General features: G+C 71.9%; 20 protein-coding genes. 14 read left to right on the top strand and 6 right to left on the bottom strand.

Annotated elements, in window-relative coordinates:
• Positions 1-42: 42 nt before the first annotated feature.
• Positions 43-684, top strand: a complete 642-nt coding sequence (locus ACZ45Z_RS30860; protein ID WP_468369439.1) for a TetR/AcrR family transcriptional regulator — start codon at positions 43-45, stop codon at positions 682-684.
• 72 nt (positions 685-756) lie between these two features.
• Here ACZ45Z_RS30860 and ACZ45Z_RS30855 read toward each other — a convergent pair whose 3' ends face one another.
• Positions 757-2,742, bottom strand: coding sequence for a HelD family protein (locus tag ACZ45Z_RS30855; protein WP_468369436.1), 1,986 nt, complete (start codon positions 2,740-2,742; stop codon positions 757-759).
• 415 nt (positions 2,743-3,157) lie between these two features.
• Between ACZ45Z_RS30855 and ACZ45Z_RS30850 the strand changes: the two genes are divergently transcribed.
• From ACZ45Z_RS30850 to rfbB, 4 genes are read left to right on the top strand one after another with little or no spacing between them, the layout of a single operon-like run.
• On the top strand, positions 3,158-3,607 hold the full coding sequence (locus ACZ45Z_RS30850) for a cobalamin B12-binding domain-containing protein (RefSeq protein ID WP_468369416.1): 450 nt from the start codon (positions 3,158-3,160) through the stop codon (positions 3,605-3,607).
• Entirely contained in the window at positions 3,604-4,941 is a 1,338-nt protein-coding gene (locus tag ACZ45Z_RS30845; RefSeq protein WP_468369414.1) for a methylaspartate mutase, read from the top strand. Before ACZ45Z_RS30850 ends, ACZ45Z_RS30845 begins: the two co-directional genes overlap by 4 nt.
• Positions 4,938-6,005: a glucose-1-phosphate thymidylyltransferase gene (locus ACZ45Z_RS30840; RefSeq protein WP_468369412.1), complete on the top strand. Its 1,068-nt coding sequence runs from the start codon at positions 4,938-4,940 to the stop codon at positions 6,003-6,005. The genes ACZ45Z_RS30845 and ACZ45Z_RS30840 overlap by 4 nt, the downstream gene beginning before the upstream one ends.
• Entirely contained in the window at positions 6,002-6,988 is a 987-nt protein-coding gene (gene rfbB / locus ACZ45Z_RS30835) for a dTDP-glucose 4,6-dehydratase (protein WP_468369409.1), read from the top strand. Before ACZ45Z_RS30840 ends, rfbB begins: the two co-directional genes overlap by 4 nt.
• Positions 6,989-7,046: 58 nt before the next feature.
• Here rfbB and ACZ45Z_RS30830 read toward each other — a convergent pair whose 3' ends face one another.
• The 5 genes from ACZ45Z_RS30830 to ACZ45Z_RS30810 form a co-directional block, all read right to left on the bottom strand.
• Entirely contained in the window at positions 7,047-8,747 is a 1,701-nt protein-coding gene (locus tag ACZ45Z_RS30830) for an amino acid adenylation domain-containing protein (protein ID WP_468369407.1), read from the bottom strand.
• On the bottom strand, positions 8,744-10,066 hold the full coding sequence (locus tag ACZ45Z_RS30825; protein WP_468369404.1) for a glutamate synthase-related protein: 1,323 nt from the start codon (positions 10,064-10,066) through the stop codon (positions 8,744-8,746). Before ACZ45Z_RS30825 ends, ACZ45Z_RS30830 begins: the two co-directional genes overlap by 4 nt.
• Positions 10,063-11,043, bottom strand: a complete 981-nt coding sequence (locus ACZ45Z_RS30820) for an asparagine synthetase A (protein WP_468369401.1) — start codon at positions 11,041-11,043, stop codon at positions 10,063-10,065. The genes ACZ45Z_RS30825 and ACZ45Z_RS30820 overlap by 4 nt, the downstream gene beginning before the upstream one ends.
• An 86-nt stretch (positions 11,044-11,129) precedes the next feature.
• A complete protein-coding gene (locus ACZ45Z_RS30815; RefSeq protein ID WP_468369398.1) occupies positions 11,130-11,684 on the bottom strand; it encodes an allene oxide cyclase barrel-like domain-containing protein in 555 nt (184 codons plus the stop codon).
• Positions 11,685-11,793: 109 nt separating this feature from the next.
• The gene (locus ACZ45Z_RS30810) at positions 11,794-12,966 is read right to left on the bottom strand and encodes a nucleotide disphospho-sugar-binding domain-containing protein (RefSeq protein WP_468369434.1); all 1,173 of its coding nucleotides are present in this window, start codon (positions 12,964-12,966) and stop codon (positions 11,794-11,796) included.
• 222 nt (positions 12,967-13,188) lie between these two features.
• Between ACZ45Z_RS30810 and ACZ45Z_RS30805 the strand changes: the two genes are divergently transcribed.
• The 9 genes from ACZ45Z_RS30805 to ACZ45Z_RS30765 all read left to right on the top strand — a co-directional run bounded on the left by ACZ45Z_RS30805 (position 13,189) and on the right by ACZ45Z_RS30765 (position 22,938).
• Positions 13,189-14,040 carry a family 16 glycosylhydrolase gene (locus ACZ45Z_RS30805; protein WP_468369396.1) on the top strand — a complete coding sequence of 284 codons (852 nt, stop codon included), beginning with the start codon at positions 13,189-13,191 and terminating at the stop codon, positions 14,038-14,040.
• Positions 14,037-15,278 (top strand): cytochrome P450 family protein, encoded by a 1,242-nt coding sequence (locus ACZ45Z_RS30800; RefSeq protein WP_468369394.1) that lies wholly within the window; start codon positions 14,037-14,039, stop codon positions 15,276-15,278. Before ACZ45Z_RS30805 ends, ACZ45Z_RS30800 begins: the two co-directional genes overlap by 4 nt.
• Positions 15,275-16,627 (top strand): NDP-hexose 2,3-dehydratase family protein, encoded by a 1,353-nt coding sequence (locus ACZ45Z_RS30795; RefSeq protein WP_468369392.1) that lies wholly within the window; start codon positions 15,275-15,277, stop codon positions 16,625-16,627. Before ACZ45Z_RS30800 ends, ACZ45Z_RS30795 begins: the two co-directional genes overlap by 4 nt.
• Positions 16,606-17,640, top strand: coding sequence for a Gfo/Idh/MocA family protein (locus ACZ45Z_RS30790; protein ID WP_468369390.1), 1,035 nt, complete (start codon positions 16,606-16,608; stop codon positions 17,638-17,640). The genes ACZ45Z_RS30795 and ACZ45Z_RS30790 overlap by 22 nt, the downstream gene beginning before the upstream one ends.
• On the top strand, positions 17,637-18,680 hold the full coding sequence (locus tag ACZ45Z_RS30785) for an NAD-dependent epimerase/dehydratase family protein (protein ID WP_468369388.1): 1,044 nt from the start codon (positions 17,637-17,639) through the stop codon (positions 18,678-18,680). Before ACZ45Z_RS30790 ends, ACZ45Z_RS30785 begins: the two co-directional genes overlap by 4 nt.
• A gap of 10 nt (positions 18,681-18,690) precedes the next feature.
• Positions 18,691-19,995: a lipopolysaccharide biosynthesis protein RfbH gene (rfbH, locus tag ACZ45Z_RS30780; protein WP_468369386.1), complete on the top strand. Its 1,305-nt coding sequence runs from the start codon at positions 18,691-18,693 to the stop codon at positions 19,993-19,995.
• On the top strand, positions 19,977-20,690 hold the full coding sequence (locus ACZ45Z_RS30775) for a dTDP-4-dehydrorhamnose 3,5-epimerase family protein (RefSeq protein ID WP_468369383.1): 714 nt from the start codon (positions 19,977-19,979) through the stop codon (positions 20,688-20,690). The genes rfbH and ACZ45Z_RS30775 overlap by 19 nt, the downstream gene beginning before the upstream one ends.
• A gap of 36 nt (positions 20,691-20,726) precedes the next feature.
• Positions 20,727-22,022 carry a class I SAM-dependent methyltransferase gene (locus ACZ45Z_RS30770; protein WP_468369380.1) on the top strand — a complete coding sequence of 432 codons (1,296 nt, stop codon included), beginning with the start codon at positions 20,727-20,729 and terminating at the stop codon, positions 22,020-22,022.
• A 73-nt stretch (positions 22,023-22,095) separates the two neighbouring features.
• A complete protein-coding gene (locus ACZ45Z_RS30765) occupies positions 22,096-22,938 on the top strand; it encodes a hypothetical protein (RefSeq protein ID WP_468369378.1) in 843 nt (280 codons plus the stop codon).
• Positions 22,939-22,975: the final 37 nt, after the last annotated feature.

Below are 22,975 nucleotides of genomic sequence, written 5' to 3'. Positions count from 1 at the left end.
GGGCCGTGTTAGGGTGCAGGGGTGGAAGAGCGAGACGAGCCGATGGGCCTTCGGGAGCGCAAGAAGCAGCGGACGCGGCAGGCGATCTCCGACGCCGCGATCTCCATGTTTCTCCGGCGCGGGTTCGACCAGGTCTCGGTCGTGGACGTGGCGGCGGCGGCCGAGGTCTCCAAGCCGACGCTGTTCAAGTACTTCCCGACCAAGGAAGACCTGGTGGTGCACCGCTTCGCCGACCACGAGACGGTGGCGAGCAAGGTCGTGCGCGAGCGCCGGTCGGGCGTCTCACCGCTGGCCGCCCTGCACCAGCACTTCGTCGACGGACTGGCCCGGCGCGACCCCATCACCGGCCTGAACGACGAGCGCGAAGTCCTCGACTTCCACGGGCTGGTGTACTCCACGCCGAGCCTGCTGACGCGCGTGGTGCAGTATCAGAGCCGCGCCGAGGACGCGCTGGCGCAGGCGTTGGCCGAAGCGCTGGACGCCGGGCCCGCCGACCTCACCCCCCAACTGGTGGCCGGCCAGGTGATCGCGGCCCAGCGCATTCTGGCCGCGGCGAACTGGCAGCGGATCGTCGACGGCGCGAGCGCGGACGGCAGTCACCCCCAGGCGGTCGCCGACGCCGACCACGCCTTCGCGCTGCTGGAGTGGGGGCTCGCCGGGCCCTCGGCCGTACGCACCGCCTGAATCCCCGGACTTCACGCGAAGAGCACGCCCCCACGAGCAGGGGGCGTGCTCTTTTCGCGTGCCGCATCCCCGTCAGCCGGCGAGCGGCCCCGGAAGCGGGCGGGCGTGCAGCACATCGAGTCGGGACACCGCACGGGTCACGACCACATACAGCCGGTGCAGACCGCGCGCCTCGGCCTCCACGATGGCCGACGGCTCGACGACGATCACGTGGTCGTACTCCAGCCCCTTGACGACCCGCGCCGGGAGGACCGCGAGCCGCGCCGCCGTGCCGACGTCCTCGGTGGTGGAGACCTCCAGACCGGCCGCGCGCAGCGCCCCGGCCGTCCGCTCCGCCTCGTCGTCCGCGGTGATCACCGCGATGGCGCCCTCGTGCTCCAGCGCCCGGCGCGCGGCCTCGACGGTCGCGGACAGCGTGTCCGGCACCCGCCGGACGGACAACGCGCCGTCCTGGCGCAGCGACCGAGCGGCCGGTACGTCCACATCCAGCGCGCCCAGCACCCGGTTGGCCAGCTCCATCACGGCGGCCGGTACCCGGAAGCCGGTGGTGAGTTCGGTGACCGTGCCCTGGGTCTTGCCCAGATGCGCCAGTTGCTCGGCCCAGGAGCGCGCCGCCCACGGAGCGGTGGCCTGTGCCAGGTCGCCCAGCACCGTGAGCGAGCCGAAGCCGCTGCGGCGGGCGATCGCCCGGCACTGCATGGGGGAGAGGTCCTGCGCCTCGTCCACGACCACATGGCCGAAGCTTCCGGGCCGCTCGATCAGCCCCGCGACCTCGTCGATCAACAGCATGTCCGCGGCGGACCACTTGGCGCTCTTGACCGGCCGCGGCGGCCCGCTCCACAGGATCGCCGACTGCTCCTCCGCGTCGAGCAGCCCCGCCGCGGCCCGGTCCAGTACCGCGGCATCGCCCAGCAGGCCGGCGACCACCTCCTCGGCCCGGACCGTGGGCCACACGGCGTCCAGGAACGCCGCGATCGGGCGGCACCGGCCGATCTTCCGCTGCCAGGTCATGTTCTTCGGGCCCGCCCGGCGCTCCGCCTGCTCCTGCACCAGCGACACCACCCGGGAGCGGACGTGCTCACGGCCCACCGCGTACGGCGGCGCCTGCTCACGCACCTCTTCCACGATTCGGCTCAGTTCGTCGCCGTGGACCCGCCAGCGATAGGAGCCATCGGAAACGGTGACCCCGTCGGGGACCGTGGCGACCCGGCCGTACAGGGCCCGCTCCAGGACGGTCGCCATCCGGTGGCTGTGCTTGACCGCCGTCGCGAGCTCGCTGTCGACGGCCCGCACCGGCTGGCGGGCGACGACGTCCTCCACCGTGCACTGCGCGATGTCGATCTCGCCGAGCGCCGGCAGCACCTGGGCGATGTAGCGCAGGAACGTCCGGTTGGGGCCGATGATCAGCAGACCGCTGCGCTGGAGCCGCTGTGGGTAGGTGTACAGGAGGTAGGCGGCACGGTGCAGGCCGACCGCGGTCTTTCCGCTGCCCGGCGCCCCCTGGATGCACACCGAGTCGGCCAGTTCACGGCGGACCAGGTCGTCCTGCTCCGGCTGGATGGTGGCGGCGATGTCGCGCATCGGGCCCGTGCGGGGGCGCTCGATCTCGGCCGCGACGATACGGCTCGCCCCCGCCGGGACAGCCTCCTGCCGGTCCAGACGCTCGTCCTCCAGGCCCGTCAGATCCTTCGGCTCACCGCTGCTCAGCGGCGCCCAGCCAAAGCGCCGGCGCACCGCGACTCCCTGCGGTTCCAGGGCACTTGCCTGGTAGAAGGTGCGCGACACCGGCGCCCGCCAGTCGATGACCAGCGGCGGCGCGGCGGGGTGTTCCGAGACCCGGCGGCGCCCGATGTAGTAGCGCTGTCCGCGGTGGTCCCCGGTCTCCGGCGCGTCGTCGAAGTCGAGACGGCCGAAGAAGAGCGGGCTGTCCGGCTCCTGTGCCATGTCCCTGGCCCGGGTGCGCAGATAACGGCCCAGCGCCTCCGCGCTCGCGCCGTCGCCCGAGACCCCCTCGCCCTCGGTGACCTGGTGGCCCGCGTCCTCGACCTGCCGGGCCATCGCCGCCCGGCACAGGGCGACGTACTCCCGTTCCTCCGCGAGGACGTCGTCCAGTCCGGTGGCATCCGCGCGGGCGCCGGAGTCCGAGAGGGAGGAGTCCTGGGCGTATGGCGTCATCGATCGCGACCTTTCCGCAGTGACCGCCTTGCTGTGCTGCGTGCACGCCGTCCGTACGCCGTACGGCGACAGCGGTGGTTGACCCCACGAGCATAACTGAACTCGGTTAAGAGACTGACCGGGTTGCCCATCGGGGTGGTGAGGGCCACGGACGGCGTGCTGGGCCCCCAACCCCCCGCATGCGAACGCAGATAGGGGCTGTAGGGGTTTTGAGGCACTCTTTCAGCGGGCTAGCCTGCGAAAGCGGCACACAGGTTTTGCGAGTCCGATTATTCGGGGTGGGTGGATGGGCAAGGCGATGGAGCGCGCATGCGGCGACGCACAGCACACCGGCGTGGTGATCGTCAGCAGCCTCGCTTCCGACGCCCACACCTGGAATCTCGTGTATCTCCAACTCCTGCTGGAAGAACACGGTTTCGAGGTGATGAATCTCGGCGCCTGCGTGCCCGACGAACTGCTCGTCACCGAATGCCTGGACCGCGCTCCGGACATGGTGGTCATCAGCAGCGTGAACGGTCACGGATATCAGGACGGCCTGCGTGTCATCGGGAAACTGCGGGAGGCGCTCCCGCTCGCCCGGACCCGGATCGTGCTCGGCGGGAAGCTCGGCATATCCGGAGCGCGCGGCGGCCTGCGCGTGGACCCGCTGCTGGACGCGGGATTCGACGCGGTGTTCCCCGACTCACCCGATGCCGTAGCGGAATTCGAGCGCTATCTGAGCCATGTCTTCGAACGAGTGGCCTCATGAACGTCGAATTCCGTGTTCCGTCGCAGTCGACGGAACAGGGTACGGCCGGAAATTCCACCGGCTTCGGGGATTTCGTACGCCGCCGCGCCGCGTCCGGCGAACTCGTCGTCCAACCGCGCATGGGATTCAGCGACCCCACCCGAATGCGGGCCGGACTGCTGGCCACCCGGCGCGCCGCGGCGACCACCGTGGGCACCCTCACCGTCGACAGCTACACCCGCGTCGGCGACCTGGAGGCGGCCCGCGACGCCGTCCGCCAGGGCATCGCGCTCAACGGCTACCCCCTCGCCACCCACCCGCGGGAGACGACCGAGCGCGTCCTCGCGGGCATCGCCGACGACGACTTCCCCGTACAGGTCCGGCACGGCTCGGCCGAGCCCGGCCACATCTTCAAGGCGCTCACCGCCGTGGGGCTCTCGGCCTCCGAGGGAGGTCCGGTCTCCTACTGCCTGCCCTACGGCCGCACGCCACTGGAGAAATCCGTCCGGAGCTGGGCGCGCTGCTGCGAGGACTTCGCGGAGCTGCGCGGGCCGAGTGTGGACCCGCATCTGGAGACCTTCGGCGGCTGCATGCTCGGCCAACTGTGCCCGCCGGGCCAACTGGTCGCCCTCAGCGTCCTGGAGGCGCTGTTCTTCCACCGCCACGGCCTGCGCAGCATCTCGGTGAGCTACGCCCAGCAGAGCCACCCGGGCCAGGACCGGGAGGCGGTCCGCGCGCTGCGCGGACTGTGCGCGCGGCTGCTGCCCGACGCGGACGTACACATCGTCGTCTACGCCTACATGGGCCTCTTCCCGCAGACCGCCGCCGGCGCCCGCGCTCTGCTCGGCGAGGCCGCACGCCTGGCCCGGGCCACCGGAGCCGAACGGCTCATCGTCAAGACCGAGGCGGAGGCCGACCGCATCCCCACGGTCGCCGAGAACGTCGCCGCGCTGGAACACGCCGCCCGCACCGCGCCCGGCCACCCGGCGCACGCCGACGACGACTCCCAGGTCCATGCCGAGGCGTACGCCCTCATCGACGCGGTGCTCAACGCCGCGCCGGACATCGACCGGGCCCTGGTACAGGCGTTCAAGCGCGGGCTGCTGGACATCCCCTACTGCCTCCACCCCGACAACGCCGGCCGCAGCAGGAGCTATCTGGACGGCGACGGCCGACTGCGCTGGGCCGACGTCGGCTCGCTGCCCCTTGCCCCGCTGGTCGGGCACGGCCGCGGCCGGCCGGTCACCTCCGGCGAGCTGATGAGCGCCCTGTCCTATGTCCGCCGCACCTTCGACGGCGATCCGTACGGCGAGCTGCGCGGGCACCCGCGCGGAAAGGCGGTCGAAGACCGATGAGAGCACTCGTGCTGGCCGGCGGGACCGGGACCAGACTGCGTCCGCTCACCCACACCTCGGCGAAGCAGATGGTGCCGGTGGCGAACAAGCCCGTGCTGTTCTACGCCCTGGAATCGATCGCCCGCGCCGGGATCACGGACGTCGGCATCGTCGTCGGCGACACCGCCGACGAGATCCGCGAGGCGGTGGAGGACGGATCGAGATTCGGCCTCAAGATCACCTACATTCCCCAGCACGCCCCGCTCGGCCTGGCCCACGCGGTCCTCATCGCCCGGGACTTCCTCGGCGAGGACGACTTCCTCATGTACCTCGGCGACAACTTCATCTGCGGTGGGGTCGCCGGACTCGTCGAGGACTTCCAGCTCAAACGGCCCGACGCGCACATCCTCCTGACCCGCGTGGCCGACCCCGGCGCCTTCGGGGTGGCCGAACTCGGCCCGGACGGACGGGTCGTGGGGCTGGAGGAAAAACCCGAGCGGCCCCGCAGCGACCTGGCGATGGTCGGTGTCTACCTGTTCACCCCGGCCGTCCACGAGGCGGTGCGTGCCATCGAGCCCTCCCGGCGCGGCGAGCTGGAGATCACCCACGCCCTGCAGTGGCTGCTCGACGCCGGGCACAGCGTCGACTCCACCCTCATCGAGGACTACTGGAAGGACACCGGCAGCGTGGTGGACATGCTGGAGGTCAACCGCACCGTCCTGGAGAGCACCGAACCCCGGCTGGACGGGCTGGTCGACGAGCACAGCGAGATCATCGGCCGGGTCGTGGTGGAGGCCGGATCCCACATCCGCGGCTCCCGCATCGTCGGCCCCGCGGTGATCGGCGCGGACAGCCGGATCACCGACTCCTACATCGGGCCGTTCACCTCCATCGGCGAGCGCTGCCGGCTCGACGACTGCGAGGTCGAGTACTCCGTCGTGCTACCGGACACCCTCATCACCGGCGTGCGCCGCATCGCCGCTTCGCTGATCGGACGCAACGTGGAGATCACCCCGGCCGCCCACGGCCCACGGACCCATCGCCTCGTCCTCGGCGACCACAGCACCGTGCGGATCGCGTCATGAGGATCCTGGTCACGGGAGGCGCCGGATTCATCGGTTCGCACTACGTACGGACGCTCCTGGGCGGCCCCGATGCCGCGGACTGCGACCGGCTGACCGTACTGGACAAGCTCACCTACGCCGGTAACACCGCCAACCTCGCCGCCGTATGGGAAGACCCGCGCCTCACCTTCGTCCACGGCGACGTCTGTGACGCGGGGCTGGTCGACAAACTCGTCGCCGACCACGACACCGTGGTGCACTTCGCGGCGGAGTCGCATGTCGACCGCTCCCTGCGCGGCGCGTCCGACTTCATCATGTCCAACGTCGTCGGCACCCAGACCCTCCTGGACGCGGTGCTGCACCACCAGGACTCCTTCGGCACCTTCGTCCACATCTCGACCGACGAGGTCTACGGCTCCATCGACTCCGGTTCCTGGACCGAGAGCCACTGTGTCGTCCCCAACTCCCCCTACGCCGCGGCCAAGGCGTCCAGCGACCTGATCACGCTGGCCTACGGGCGCACCCACGGCCTGGACGTACGGGTGACCCGGTGCTCCAACAACTTCGGGCACCACCACTTCCCCGAGAAGCTCATCCCGCTGTTCGTGACCAACCTGCTGGACGGCAAGCAGGTCCCGCTCTACGGCGACGGCCTGCACATCCGCGACTGGCTGCACATCGACGACCATGTGCGGGGCATCGAGCTGGTGCGCACCCAGGGCCGCCCCGGCGAGGTCTACAACATCGGCGGCGGCACGGAGCTGTCCAACATGGCGCTGACCGAGCGCCTGCTGGACGCGTGCGGCGCCGGCTGGGACCGGGTCGACCACGTCGCGGACCGCAAGGGCCACGACCGGCGCTACTCGGTGGACTGGACGAAGATCCGCACCGAGCTGGGGTACGCCCCGCGCCGCGACTTCGACACCGCCCTCGCGGAGACCATCGACTGGTACCGCACGCACCGCGAGTGGTGGGAGCCGCTCAAGCGGCGCGCGGGACTGTGAGAGGGGCGGCGCGGCCCGGAGCGGGCGGGATCCCCGCGCCGCCCCGGCCGTCGCCGCCTCAGTTCCCGCCGGTCAGCGCCCGCCGGTCCAGCTTCCCGTTCGGGGTCCGCGGCAGCGCGTCCACCGGCACGAACTCCACCGGCACCATGTAGGCGGGCAGCGCGCTCGCCACATGGCCGCGCAGCTCCGCGGCGGCCGGCAGCGCAACCGCCCGCTCGGCCACGACGTACGCGACCAACTGCTTGTCGCCCGGCCGCACCTCCTGGGCCAGCACCGCCGCCTGACTCACCGCCGGGTGCGCCACCAGCCGCGCCTCCACCTCGCCCGGCTCGACCCGGAACCCGCGGATCTTGACCTGGTCATCGGCGCGCCCCACGAACTCCAGCACCCCGTCCTCCCGGCGCCGCGCCAGATCGCCGGTGCGGTACATACGCTCCCCACCCGGCCCGCCGAAGGGATCGGCGACGAACCGCTCGGCGGTCAGCGCCGGCCGGTTCACATAGCCGTGGGCCAGCCCGACACCGGCCACGTACAACTCGCCCAGCGCCCCGCTCGCCGCGGGCTTGAGCTCGTCGTCCAGTACGTAGGCCCGCTTGCCCGCGAGGGGCAGGCCGATCGGCAGGGCGCTGCCCGCCAGATCCTCCGGGACGACCGCGTGGTGGGTGGTGAAGCCCATGCTCTCCGCGGGGCCGTAGCCGTTGCCGACGCGCAGCCGCGGATGGTCCCGAAGGGCCTTGGCGACGTGCGGGACCGAGGCCGGCTCACCGCCGGTGATCGCGTAGCGCACCCCCTCGAACGCCTCCGGCACCTCGTCCACCAGGAAGTTGAACAGGCTCGCCGAGAGCTGGAGCATGGTGACGCCGTGCCGCGCCACCAGGTCACCGATCTCCAGCGGATCCGGGTTCTGACCGGACTGGAGCACACAGCGCGCGCCGAACAGCAGGGCGCCGAACAGCTCCAGACCGAAGGCGTCCCAGGACACCGGGGAACACTGCAGGAAGACCTCGTCCGGCCCGAACCCCGAGTAGTCCTGCCCGAGATAGGTGCCGGTCAGGGCGCGGTGCGGGGAGATCACGCCCTTGGGCCGGCCGGTGGAGCCGGAGGTGAACATCACGCAGGCGACGTCCTCCGGGCCGACCCGGCCGGCGGGATTCCCGGTGGGGGAGTCAGCCGCCTCCTCACCGTCGACGCACAGAGTGGTCCCGGCCGTGAGGCGGCCGCCGAGGGAACGCGAGGTGAGCAGCAGGGGCGCGCCGGTCTCCGCCAGCGCGAGAGACAGCCGCTCCGCCGGGAAGTGCGGGTCCAGCATGGTGTAGCCGCCGCCCGCCTTGAGCACCGCCAGCAGCGCCACCACCATGTCGAAGCCGCGCTCCAGATACACGCCGACCAGCGTGCCGGGCCCGACGCCGAGACAGGCCAGTCGGTGCGCGAGGTGGTTGGCCCGCTCGTTGAGCGCGCCGTAGGTCAGCTCGTCCGCTTCGTGGACGAGGGCGACGGCGTCGGGCGCGCGCTCGGCCCGCGCCTCGAACAGCTCGTGCACGCACCGTCCGGGGGGCGCCGCCTCCGCGCGGCGCCCGACGATCCGCAGATCGGTCGGATGACGCTCGATATGGGCCAGGCAGCCCTCCCGGGTGTCGGTGCCATGGGTCACCGACCAGCCTTCGGGTACGGCGATGCCGGCGGGCCACAGGCTCTGGTGGCCCAGGTGGTCGGTGAGGACCATGTGGCCGCCGTCGTACTCCTCGAACGGATTGCTCATGAGGGCTCCCTCGTCGCCGGCTCCGACCGCCGCTCGGCGGACGGCTGCGGCCATAGGTCCTGCGGGTCCAGGTCGGCCGCCGCGTACTTGCCCAACGCGCTCACCAGGAGCCGCAGTTCGATCTCCAGACAGGCGGCGAGACGGATCAGCCCGCGGTCGGGGTCCTCGTCCGCCGCCAGTAGCGCGGCCCGGCCCAGACCGGCCGCGCGAGCACCCAGGGCCAGGCTCCTGGCCACCCGCCCGCCCTCCCACATGCGCCCGCTGACCAGCAGCGGGTGCGAGCCCGGACCGATGCGGCGCAGGCACTCGCCCAGCGGTAGGCCGACCGCGTCGAGGAAGGCGTGGGGTGCCCAGCCGGAGCCGCCTTCGGCGCCGTCGACGGTCACCGCGTCGGCGCCGGCCTGCCACGCCACCGCCGCCGCCCGGTCCACGTCCCGGCCCGGGAACAGCTTCACCCACACCCGTACCCGCGGATAGTTGCTGCGCATGAAGCGGATCTGCTGGCGCAGGATCTCCTCGGTGACGGTCCCCGGCGCGCTGCAGCGCAGTACGTGTCCCTCCGCGCCGAGCGTGTCCTGGACCCGGTAGCGGTCGGCGAGGCGCCCCGCGTCCGCCGCGTCCACGACCGTCATCCCGCCCAGGCCCGGTTTGGCGCCCTGGCCGACCTTGAGCTCGAAGGCCAACCGCCCGGAGTCCAGCAGCGGTTGGGTGTGCGGGTCGCTGTGGAGGAGGTTCCACACCTCGGCGTCGGCGTCCTCGGTGCTCTGCTGTACGGCGACGCCGCCGGCACCGTCGGGCAGCTCGTCGGTGTACGCGCGGATGCGGCGCAGCAGGCCGGCGGCGGCTCCGGCGGTGTCGGGGGCCGCGCCCGGCCGCCCGTAGCCGCTGACCGGTACCACGTTCTCGCCGATGACCAGGGGCAGTCCCAGTCGCCCCGCCTGCCGGCCGACCGCCGATCCGAGGCCGTCGCCGGCGGCGCGGGTCGAGCCGAAGGCCGAGACGTACAGGGGCAGCGGCGCGCGGAAGCCCCCGATGTCGGTGGTCAGTTCCACATCGGAGTGCTGGGGCTCGCGGCCCAGCTCGATGAGCTTCTCCAGCCGCCGCGGCATGAACACCGGCGGTACCAGGCGCCCGGTGTCCAGCACGTCACCCGGCATGCCGTACGCGGCGCCCGCGTCGTGCGGCGCGGCGGCCGCGCCGAGCAGGGTGTGCCCGTACCCGGAGAGCGGCGGGAAGGCCGCGGCGGTGCCCGACCGCGCCCGCTCGCGCACCGCCGCCTCGGGGAACCCCGGCGCCGAGAGGCCCCTCGGCCGTGTCACAGCGACACCACGCCGGGAATCTTGGGGAAGGCGGTGGCCTCCCAGACCGCTTCCAGGCCGCAGACGTAGCGGGTCAGGCGCTCGATGCCGATACCGAATCCGGCGCTGGCCGGGAGGCCCCCGCGGGCCACGTCCAGGAACTGCGCGTACTTCCCCGGGTTCTCCCCGGTCTCCCGCATCCGCGTGATGATCCGCGCGTGGTCGAACTCCCGCTCGGCGCCGCTCATCAGCTCGCCGTACCCCTCGGCCGCCAGGAGGTCGAAGTTGCGCAGCGTGCCGGGCACTTCGGGGTCCTCGCGGTCGTAGAAGCCGCGGGAGCCCTTCGGATAGCTGGTGACGAAGAACGGGCGGGTGGCCTTGCGGGACAGCATCGCCTCGCCCTCCCAGTCGATCTCCGCGTCCGGGTTCTGCTCGTGTCCCAGAACGCCCAGGTCGGCTACGGCCGTGGCGTGGGTGATGCGGTCGAAGGGCCGGGCGAGCAGATCGGCGAAGGCGTCGGGGTCGCGGCCGAGGAGAGCGAGGTCCTCGGGCAGGTGCTCGGTGACCGAGCGCACCGCCGTCCGCACGATCTCCTCGGCGACGCCCATCGCGTCCTGCGCGCCGGCGCCCGCGATCTCCACGTCGAACTGGTGGAACTCCGCCAGATGGCGCTGGGTCGAGCAGCTCTCGGGCGGCTCCAGACGGACGTTGGGCGCCACACAGAAGATCTTGTCGAACGACAGCAGCGCCGCCTGCTTGTACATGATGGCGCTGGTCATCAGCTTGTAGCGGTGACCGTAGTAGTCGACGTCGACCTGCTTGGCGCCGCGTCCGCCCGGGTCGGTCGCCGGGCCGATGACGGGCGGCAGCAGCTCGACGAAGCCGAGCTCGCGCAGATGGTCGCGGGCCGCGCAGACGATCTGCTGCTGAACGCGCAGAACGGCGCGGGTGCGGGGGCTGTCGAGGTGCGTCCGGGGTGAGGGCGGCAACTGGCTCATGTGCCTTTACTCCGAGGGGTGCTGACGGGGCCGAGGCCCGCGCGTGGTGCGGCCGGTGGGGTGCGGAACGGGGTCGTGCGGGGCGCTCAGGGGCTGAGGGCGAACTCCGCCCGGAACCCGAAGAATCCGCTGGGCGCGTCCTGGACCTGGCTGAAGCGGACCTCGCCGCGGGCGCCGCGGTACTTGCCGGACCCGCCGGTGACCACCCCGTCGAAGGCGTAGTCGGCGGGCGGGGAGCCGGCGCTCTTCTCGGCGGCGCCGGTGACGGTGTCGAAGGGCAGCAACTGGCTCACGCTGAGCTGTCCGCCGGGCAGTCGCCACATGCTGGTGCACTGGGCCGCCCACATGCGGCCCTGGAAGTGGGCCTTGACGATGGCGCACTGGCCGCCGGTCTCACCGATCTTCTTCCTGGCGGTGTCGGTGATGTCGGCGTAACTGGTGAAGGACGTCCCCACCTTCGCGTCCGCCGGGATGGAGATATCGGTGATCTGCTCCTCCACCACCAGACGCGTCTTCGGGGCACCGGCTCGACCGGCGTGGGAGCCACCGGGGGCGGACCCACCGGGGTCGGCCACCGCCACACCGACGGTCGCGGCAAGGGCCAGGGCAGCGGCACCGAGGCCGAGGACGACTCGTTTCATGATTCCTCCGGGACGTCGAACAGGGCGTAGGGCGTACAGGGGCACGCCGCGAGCAGGCGGGGCGGGCACAGCGGGGGAGCGGTCGGGACGGTCGGGTCGGTCGGAGCGGTCAGGACACCAGGCGCGCCAGATGCGGCACCGTGTCGGCCGGCGCGGGCATGGCCTCGATCTCCGCCCGCACCTCCTCGGCGGCCACGCGGTACGCCGCGTCCTCCAGCAGCGCCGCAAGGTGGGCGGTGGTGAAGGCGTCCGGCTCGATGCCCACGCCGACTCCGCGGTCGGCGACCGCCTTCGTGTTGAGCAGTTGTTCGTTGCCGTGCGGCACGATGAGCTGCGGCACGCCCCTGGCCAGGGCGGTGAAGGTCGTACCGTCACCGCCGTGGTGCACCACCGCCGAACAGGACGGCAGGAGTTCGCGCAGGGGGATCCAGCCGGTCGGGCGGACGTTGCCGGGCAGATCTCCCAGCGCCGACAGGTCGCTGCCGCCCACGGCCAGCACGATCTCCGCGCCGGTACGGGCGGCCTCGTGCACCACCCGCTTGAGGTGGCCCACCCCTTCCACGCCGGGAACCACCGTGCCCAGCGTGAGACACACCCGGGGGCGCGCGGCCGGCCGGGTCACCCAGTCCGGGAGGACGCCGCCACCGTTGTGCGGCAGATAGCGCATGGGCCGGGCCGCCGGCTCCGGTGCGACGACGCTGGGCGGCGCCATGCTCAAGGAGACCGCGGGCGGTTCGATGGCGGGCACGCCGTGGTGCTCGGCCAGCCACTGGGTGAACCGCGGGTGGAAGAAGCGGTCCACGCCCTGCAGATGAATCTCGAGCTGCACCCGGGGAATTCCGAGCCGGGTGGCGATCAGGGGGGCGCCGATATGGGACGGCTCATGGACGATGATGTCCGGACGCCAGCGCCGGGCGATTTCCAGATCGCCGTCCAGGGTGAGCGCGGAGAAACCCGCGAAGGTCTCGGCGATACGGGCCGCATCCCGCGCGTCGATAATCTTCGCGGGGTCGAACATCCCCGCAAGATGAGCGATGCGCTCGCGTTCTTTCCCGCTTTCCCCTTCGGTTTCTCCGGGCGCCGGTGACCGCGTTCCGGGGCGGGTCAGGAGGACCGATTCCACGTCCGAATCCGGAGCCGTATCGGCCATCGAGAGCCCCGATTCGGCGACAACTCCCGTTCGTTGACCGGCCCCGGTGTAGAGAATCTCGTGGCCCGCCGACCGTAATGCCCAGGCCAACGGAATGGACGGAGAGATATGGCTGAAGCCGGACAGGAACATGAACAGCGCCCGCATTACGCCCCCGGAAAAAGATTGTCGCTCGTGGCGGCGCCGAAAGCGGCCGCGCACAATGCTGCCCCGATGTGTCGCCGACACTAGCAGCGATGTCAATACCCGGAATCTAGGGGTCATTAAGGGGGGCTAGGGGTTACGTCCATTGCGCACCCGGCATACCGTGAGTCCGGTGAATGCACGTAGGTACGCTATCGCTGCGAGAGGCCGATGACGACAGCCGATCCCCAAGCTCGCACCCTTTCCGCGACGCGGTGGCGCGTCCTGTTGCACGACGACTTCACGGGCCCGGCCGGCTCCCCGCCCGACACCGGACGCTGGCTGATACGCACCGGCCGGCCCTTCGGCGCCGGAGTCGAGACGCACGCCGACGACAGCGGCCATGTGGCCCTCGACGGCGCGGGACGGCTGAAGATGACCGCCACCCGCGACGCCGACGGCGGCTTCACGGCGGCCTGGCTCGAAAGCCGCCGGGAGGACCTGCTGCCGCCCAGCGGCGGCGCGTTGCGCATCCAGGCGCGGGTACGGACCGCCCCGGGCCCCGGTCTGGACTGCGCCCTGTGGGCCTGGGGCAACGCGATGCGGTATCCGGAGCCTGGTGAAGCGGAACTGGACCGCTGGTTCCGGGCGGGCGAGATGGACGTGTTCGAGGTGCTCGGCTCCCAACCGGACCGGGTCCACGGCTCGTTGCACTCGCCGGCCTGCGACCAGCTCCCGTCCTGCGGCATCGGCGGCCACGGCGCCTCTGTGGACGGCGTACCGCTGAGCGACGGCTTCCACACCTACTCGATGGTCTGGACCCGCGACCCGGACACCGTCACCTGGCACATCGACGCCCGCCCGTACCTCAAGCTGACGCCGCAGGACACCACGGAGGAGGGCTGGCTCTTCAACCAGCCGGCCCACCTGTGCCTGGCGATCATCATCGGCAGCCCGGGCGGCCCGGTGCCACCGGGCACCCCCGATCCGTCCGCCTTCCCCGCCGGCATGCTCATCGACGAGATCACCGTCGCCGAGCGCGGCCCCAAGGGCACCGACGCGGCCGAGGAGGCGGGGCGATGAGCGAGACGGCACCGGTCGCGGACGCCTTCGGCGACGCCGACTTCATGCAGGACCCGCACGGCGTCTACCGGCGCCTGCGCCGACAGGGCCCGGCGCACCGCACCACACTCCCCAAGGCCGTGCCGCTCTTCGGCGGCCTGCCGGTCTGGGTGGTCAGCACGTACTCCGCGGTACGCGCCGCCCTGACCGACCCCCGGCTGAGCACCGACCTCAAGCACACCAGCGCGCTGTTCGCCCGCCATGGCACCGACACCGCCGGCGGGGCGTTCGGCGCCGTCCTCGCCCGCCACATGCTCCACTCCGACCAACCGGACCACACCCGCCTGCGCAAACTGGTCAACAAGGCGTTCACCCCGGGCGCGGTGGACCGGCTGCGGCCCCGGATCGAGGACATCACCAGCGGCCTGCTGGACGCCATGAAGGGACGCGACCAGGTCGACCTGCTGGAAGAGTTCGCCTTCCCGCTGCCGGTCACCGTCATCTGCGAACTGCTCGGCGTCCCCGAGGCGGACCGCGCCGACTTCACGCGCTGGTCCCAGCTCCTGGTCTCCGGCCCCTCCGCCGAGGAGGTCGTCGCGGCCCAGACGTCGATGGTCGGCTATCTGACCGAGCTGACCGCCGCCAAGCGCGCCGCCCCCCAGGACGACATCCTCAGCGCCCTGGTACAGGCCCGCGACGCCGGCGACCGCCTCGCCGACAGCGAACTGGTCCCCATGGCGTTCCTGCTGCTGGTCGGCGGACACGAGACGACGACCAACCTCATCGGCAACGGAACCCTCCACCTGCTGCGCGACCGCGACAAACTGCGTGCCCTGCTCGACGATCCGGCCCTGCTGCCGGGCGCGGTCGAGGAGTTCCTGCGGTTCGAAGGGCCCATCAAGCACGCCACGTTCCGGTACACCACCGACGAGGTCGAGCTGGACGGCGTCCGCATCCCCGCCGGGGAACTGGTCCTGGTCTCGCTGGTGTCGGCCAACCGGGACGGCGAGCGCTTCACCGACCCCGACCGGCTCGACCTGACCCGCGCCCCCGGCGGCCACCTGGCCTTCGGCCACGGCATCCACTACTGCGTGGGCGCGCCCCTGGCCCGCCTCGAAGCGCAGATCGCCTTCCGCCAACTGCTGGAGCGCTACCCGGACATGGAGCTGGCGGCCGAGCCGTCCGAGCTGTACTGGCGGGCCAGCACCCTGATGCGGGGTCTGAACTCACTGCCCGTACGCCTGGGGGGCGGCGGATGACGACCACCGCCCCGCCGCGTCAGTCACCCGCCTTCCACGAGTGGTTCGCGGCCCGCGAGGGCGCCCACGAACACCGGGTCAGCCCCCTCGCACTGGACCGGCTCGACGGATGGCGGTTCGACCAGGGCACCGGCAATCTCGTCCACCGCAGTGGCGGGTTCTTCTCGGTGGAGGGGCTGGAGGCGTACGTCGCCGAGCAGGGCGGGGCACGCTGGAGCCGGCCGGTCATAGTGCAGCCGGAGACCGGCATCCTCGGCATCCTCCTCAAGCGGATCGACTCGGTGCCGTACTGCCTGATGCAGGCGAAGATGGAGCCGGGCAACATCAACACCCTTCAGCTCTCGCCCACCGTCCAGGCGACCCGCAGCAACTACACCCGTCTCCACCAGGGCAACCACGTCCCCTACCTGGAGCACTTCACCGCGCCCCGGCGCGGCCGGATACTGCTGGACGTCCTCCAGTCCGAGCAGGGCGCGTGGTTCCTCGGCAAACGCAACCGCAACATGATCGTCGAGGTGGCAGCGGACGAGGACATACCCGTCCTGGACGACTTCCGGTGGATCGAGCTGGCCGAACTGCGGAGCCTGCTGCACACCGACAACCTCGTCAACATGGACTCGCGCACCGTCCTGTCCGGCATGCCCCTCACGACACCGGCGGCGGCACCGGCCGGTGCCGCCGACTTCTTCCGGCCCGCTCGGGACGCCCGCGCACTGCACGACACCGCGTCCCTGCGGAGCTGGTTCACCGAGGCCAGGACCCGGACGCCGCTCGTGCAGCGCCGCGTCCCCCTGGCGGACCTGCCCGACTGGGAGTACCGCGACGGCCGCATCGTGCACCGGGACGGCGGACACTTCGCCGTCATCGGTGTCGACGTCGAGGCCGGCGGCCGCGAGGTGCCGCACTGGACCCAGCCCATGGTGGCCCCCGCGGACCGCGGACTGGCCGCCTTTCTCGTCCGGCGGATCGAGGGCATGCCGCATCTGCTGGTCAAGGCCCACACCGAGCCCGGCACCTTCGACGCGGTGGAGATGGGCCCGACCGTCCACTGCTTCCCCGCCCAGGGCGGCCGGGACGGCGCCGAAGAGCCGCCCGCGTACCTGGACCGAATCCTCACCGCCCCACCGTCCGCCGTCCTCTTCGACGCCGTCCACTCCGAAGAGGGCGGCCGCTTCCACCACGCCGAGACCCGCTACGTGATCGTCGAGGCCGGCCCGGACGTGGCAGCCGACGTCCCGGACTCCCACATATGGATGACGAGGGAGCAGCTCGCCGAGTTCGTCCGCTGCGGCGGCCATGTCAACGTCGAAGCCCGCAGCCTGCTGACGTGCCTGCACACCCTGGGATGAGCACCGTGGCCGATCCGCTGCACCACCAACCACCGCTCCGCTTCGGCGTCCTGGGCTGCGCCGACATCGCCCGCCGCCGGGTGATCCCGGCCCTGCTGCGGACACCGGGCGCCCGGCTGGCCGCCGTCGCGAGCCGCGACCCCCAGCGGGCGCGGCACGTCGCCGACGCGTTCGGCTGCGCCCCGGCGCCCGGATACCAGGACCTGCTCGAACGCGATGACATCGACGCCGTGTACCTGCCGCTGCCACCGGCCCTGCACCCGCGGTGGATCCGGCGCGCCCTCATGGCGGGCAAGCACGTCCTCGCCGAGAAGCCGCTCACCACGAGCGGCGCCGAGACCGCCGAACTCATCGCGCTCGCCCGCTCCCTGGGCCTCGTCCTGGCGGAGAACGTGATGTTCGTGCACCACCCGCGGCACCAGCGGGTACGCGAGCTCCTCGCCGACGGCGCCATCGGCACGCCGCAGACGTTCTCCGCCGCCTTCACCATCCCCCGACGGCCCCCGGGCGACATCCGGCACTCCGCCGCGCTGGGCGGCGGAGCGCTGCTGGACATCGGTGGCTATCCGCTGCGCGCCGCCCAGTTGATCCTCGGCCCCGCCCTGCGGGTCGTCGGCGCGGCACTGCGCACGGTCGAGGGCGCCGAAGTGGACTGGGGAGGCAGCGCGTTGCTGGTCGACGGCAACGGGGCGGCGGCCCAGCTCACCTTCGGCATCGACCACGCCTACGTGTGCGGGTACGAGATCCTGGGCAGCACCGGACGGATCACCGTCGACCGCGCCTTCACCCCGCCCGCCGATCACGCGGGCGAGATCCGGCTGGACCGCGCCGACGGCACCGAACGCCTGCGCACGCCCGCCGCCGACCAGTGCGTCAACACCCTCGCCGCCTTCCTGCGCGCCGTACGCACCGGTGACGTGACCGCCGGCCACGACGCGATGCTGCGCCAGGCGGAGCTGATCGAGGAGATCCGCCGCAGCGCCGGGACTCGGGACGGAGGACCGGACCGATGACGCGCCGTACGGACCCGGGCGGGCCCGGTACGCCCCCGGACGACCGCCCGCCCGGGCGCGTTCTGGTCCTGGGAGGCAGCGGCTTCCTCGGCCGCCACATCGGCGCCGCCTTCCACCGCTCAGGCTGGCAGGTGACCGCCGTCTCCCGCTCAGGGGGCGTCCGGCGATCGGCCGACGGCCTGCCGCCGGAGGCGGTGCGGTGGCTGTCGCTGGACGTCGCGGCCACCGACCCCGGAGCGCTGACCGAGGCCCTCTCCCGGGCCGCCCCGCACGTCGTGGTCAACGCCGCGGGCTCCGTGTGGGCGGCGACCGAGGAGGAGATGACCCATGGCAACGTCCACCTCGTCGACCGCCTGCTGACCGTCCTGCCGCGACTGCCCCGGCCGCCGCGGCTGGTCCAGCTCGGCACCGTTCACGAGTACGGGCCGCCTGCGGACGACAGCCCGGTGACCGAGGCGGCGGCCCTGCGCCCGGTCTCCGGCTACGGACGGACCAAGGCGCGGGCGAGCGAGGCCGTGCTCACCGCGGCGCGGGACGGCGCGGTCGACGCGACGGTGCTGCGCGTCTCCAACGTCGTGGGCGCCGGGCTGCCGCGGCCCAGCCTGCTGGGCGGGATCGCCGCCGCGCTGGCCGCGGCGCCGTCCACCGGCGCACCGGCCGTCCTCCGGCTCGGACCGCTGGCCACCCGCCGCGACTTCGTCGACGCCACGGACGTGGCCGAGGCCGTGGTCGCCGCGGCGACCGTGCCCGTCGCCGAACGGGTCGTCAACATCGGGCGGGGCACCTCGGTCGCCGCCGGAGACCTGGCACGGCGGCTGCTCGCGGTCAGCGGCCGGTGCGCCGAGATCGTGGAGCGGCCGGAGACGGCACCCGCCCCGACGGCACCGGGCGGCGGTGCCTACCCCCAGCGGATCGACATCACCCTCGCCGACCGGGCTCTGGGATGGCGACCGAGCAGAGAACTGGACGACTCCCTGCGGTGCCTGTGGCGAGCCTCCGGCGAGCTGCCGTGCGCGTCCGGACCAGGCGCGAGGAAATGAGGAAAAGGCCATGACCGACAGCAAGGCGCGAATCCTGGAGCAGGTGCGCGGCTACCACCGGGAGAACGAACGCCGGGGCTTCACACCGGGTGTCACCCCCATCTGGCCGTCGGGCGCCGTACTGGACGAGGACGACCGCGTCGCGCTGGTCGAGGCGGCGCTGGACATGCGGATCGCGGCCGGCGTCAGTTCCCGCAAATTCGAGAGGGAGCTGGCCAAGGCCCTCGGCCTGCGCAAGGCGCACCTGACCAATTCCGGTTCCTCGGCGAACCTCCTGGCGCTGTCGGCGCTGACCTCACCGCAGTTGGAGGACCGCCGGCTGCGGCCCGGTGACGAGGTGATCACCGTGGCGGCCGGCTTCCCGACCACCGTCAACCCCATTCTGCAAAACGGCCTGGTGCCGGTCTTCGTGGACGTCGAGCTGGGGACGTACAACACCACCCCGGAGCGGATCGCCGCGGCGATCGGTCCCCGCACCCGCGCGATCATGGTCGCGCACGCGCTGGGAAACCCCTTCGCCGTGGCCGAGGTGGCCGAACTCGCCGAGGCGCACGACCTGTTCCTCATCGAGGACAACTGCGACGCCCTCGGTTCCACCTATCGCGGGCGGCTCACCGGGACCTTCGGGGACCTGGCCACCGTGAGCTTCTATCCCGCGCACCACATCACCACCGGCGAGGGCGGCAGCGTCCTGACCGCCAACCTGGTGCTCGCCCGCATCGTCGAGCAGCTACGGGACTGGGGCCGGGACTGCTGGTGCGAACCGGGCGAGGACAACACCTGCTTCAAGCGATTCGACTACCAGATGGGGACGCTGCCGCACGGCTACGACCACAAGTACATCTTCTCGCACGTCGGTTACAACCTGAAGTCCACCGACCTCCAGGCCGCCCTGGGGCTGAGCCAGCTCGCCAAGCTCCCCTCGTTCGGCGAGGCCCGCCGCCGCAACTGGCAGCGCCTGCGGGAAGGACTGGAGGGCGTTCCCGGACTGCTGCTGCCGCGGGCCACCGACGGCAGCGACCCCAGTTGGTTCGGCTTCGCCCTCACCGTGCTGCCCAGCGCCTCTTTCAAGGTCAAGGAGCTGACCGACTTCCTGGAGCACCGCAAGATCGGCACCCGCCGCTTCTTCAGCGGAAACCTCACCCGCCACCCGGCCTACATCGACCGGCCGCACCGCGTGGTCGGCGACCTGGCCAACTCCGACACGGTGACCGAGAGCACCTTCTGGATCGGCGTCTTTCCGGGCCTGACCGAGGAGATGACGGACTATGTCGCCGCCTCGATCCGGGAGTTCGTATGCGGTACCGCGAACTGAGCGTCGAGGGCGGCCTCCTGCTGTCCCCCGACAAGATCACCGACTCCCGAGGCTGCTTCTACGAGGCGTACCGGCCCGATGAACTCGCCCTGCACGCCGGGCACCCCTTCACCGTCGCCCAGACGAACTTCTCCGTCTCCGCGCGCGGCGTCCTGCGCGGCATCCACGGCACGGTCACCCCGCCCGGCCAGGCCAAGATCGTCACCTGTCACCGGGGCGCCGTACTGGACGTGATCGTCGACATCCGCCACGGGTCGCCCACCTTCGGCCGCCATCACAGCCAGGTGCTGCGGGCCGAGTCCGGTGCGGCCGTCTACCTCGCGGAGGGCCTGGGGCACGCGTTCCTCGCCCTCACCGACGACACCTGTGTCGGATACCTGTGCTCCACCGCGTTCGTACCGGGCACCCAGATCGACCTCGACCCCTTCGACGCGGACCTCGCCATCGACTGGGGGCCGGCCGAGGACCTGTGCGTCTCGGAGAAGGACCGGCGGGCGCCGGGGCTCGCCGAGGCGGCGCGATCCGGGCTGCTGCCCGGCTACGACGACTGCCTGGCGCTCTACGAACAACTCCGCCGGGCCGGCGCCGAGGACCGGGCAGGCGCCCCCACGCGCCCCGACGGCGGCGACGCCCACGTGACGCACCGCCTTTCCCAGCCAGCACACTCCCGCCACCCGCGCGCCCGTCTCGCGTAGTGCGCGACATCACCGAACCGGAGGGTCGAAACAGCCGTGTCCCAGCAGCGCGTACCGACGCACCAGCCCCCGAACGCCCCCGAAGCGCCGGCGCGGGGCGATCACGAGGGCCACACCCTCAACTCCTTCTACGGCGCCTTCCCCTACCCCTGGTCACCGCACCAGTTGACCAGGCTGGACGATCCGGCCTTCTACACCCGCTTCCTGTGCCAGGACGTGGGTGACGACACCGCGACCCGCGTCCCCGTCGACGCCGACATCTGGGTCGCCGGCTGCGGTACGAACCAGGCGCTGATCACCGCCCTGCGGTTCCCGGGCGCCCGCGTCCTGGGCACCGACGCCTCCGAGAACTCCCTCGAACTGTGCGAGGCCAACGCCCGCAGCCTCGGCGTCACCAACCTGACGCTGCGTCATGAGGGGTTGACGAGGGCGTCGTACCGCGAGCGGTTCGACTACGTCCTGTGCACCGGCGTCATCCACCACAACCCCGACCCGTCGGTCTGCCTGCGGTCGCTGTCCGCCGCCCTGCGCCCGGACGCCGTACTGGAACTCATGGTCTACAACACCTACCACCGCCAGGAGATGATCGCCTTCCAGGAGGCGCTCACCCTGATGGGCATCGACGGCGTCGGGGAGCTGTCCCAACGGCTCGCACTCGCCCGCGGCCTGGGGGAGTCCGTACCGGCCGACGGGCTCCTCGGCCGCAAGATGGAGATGTTCGAGTACACCGACGAGGCGGCCTGGGCCGACAGTTGGATGAGCCCCCTCGAACACAGCTACACCGTCGAGCAGCTCGGGACGATGGCCGACGGCTGCGGCCTCGCCCTGGAGACCCCCACCGTCAACGCCTTCGACCAGGTCAGCGACACCAACCAGTGGGACGTCCCGGTGCCGGCCGGCGAGCTGCGCACCCGTTACGAGGCGCTGCCGGACCGGACGCGCTGGCAGCTCGTCAACCTGCTGCTGATGGACCGCTCGCCGATGCTGTGGTTCTACCTCGGCCGGGCCGGCCGGCCGCGCCGTACCGAGGCCGAGCGCGACCGCGCGTTCCTCGACACCGTCCACCGCCGCAGCGCCGCCCGCCAGCACCGCTGGATCCGGCAGCCCGACGGCGGCTACCAGGAGGCGGAGTTCACCACGGCCTTCCCCGCGGCCAAGCCGCCCACCGCCGTGCGCCCGCTGTACGAGGCCGTCGACGGCGAACGGACGATCCGGCAGATCCTGGCGGACCTGGGCGGCGAGCCCACCGCTCTGGAAGTCCGCCGGGCCCGGCTCCAGTTGACAACCAGCCAGTTCCCCTTCCTGGTCGCTGACCGGACACCCGCCCGGTGACGCCGCCGAGGAATGTTCGCGGAATGCGAAGAGCTGCCGAAGATCTCGAAGAACTCCCCCAGATGAGGCCCTCGTGAATACATCGCTGAACACGTCGGACGCACCCCGTGCGTCGGCTTCTCCCGCCCCGGACGCCTGGAAGGTGCTCAACGACGGTGGCCCCGGCGCTCTGGTGCTGGCCGTCGACTACGCCTCCACGGGCCGGCGCGAATCCAGCTTCCACGACATCGTCCCCCACCTGCCGGCGGCCCGGACCGTCTGGGAGACCACCCAGCCGGCCCTCGGGCAGGAGGCCGCGATGGGCGGAGCGGAGTACGTCGCCCGCTGGTCGCGTGCGGTCCAGGACTCCGGCCGGCGGGTCAGCGCCGTCATGGGGTACTGCGTGGGCAGCGTGTTCGCGGCGGCGCTGGCCGAGGAGATCGGCCGGTTCCAACCCGAGCCCCCCGCCGTGCTGATGTTCGACCCCTCCGTGCCCGTCTCCATCAACCTCCGGCACGACTTCTGCAACGTCATCGACCACTACGCGTCGATCCTCACCGAGGAGGAGGTGCGTCACTGCAAGTCCGAGGCGCACCGGCTGTTCGCCGAGGACGACGACTTCGACCGGCTCGGGGAGCGGTACTCCCGGATGTTCGAGGAGGTGGTGGAGACCGCCTTCCTCCGCAGCGAACTGGACGTCGAACTGGGCCGCGAACTGTCGGACACCTTCGTGTCGTTCGTCCGGTACCTGGTCGCCGCGCGGCAGGTGGACCCCAGCCGCGTCTGGGCGCGGGGCACCGCCGTCAGCTCACGGGACTCCACACCGGCCGCCGAACTCGCCGGCCACGAGATCCAGTTCGACATCGACCACCTCGACATCCTCCGCCACCCCGGCGTCGGCCGGGCGGTGACCGAGCTGCTGGCCGCACGCGACTGACCACCCCGCACCTCAACCGCACGTCACACACAGCAAG

Source organism: Streptomyces sp. NPDC031210, from assembly GCF_055570395.1.
Note: the sequence above shows the minus strand (reverse complement) of the source record. Positions and strands in the feature narration are given on the sequence as shown.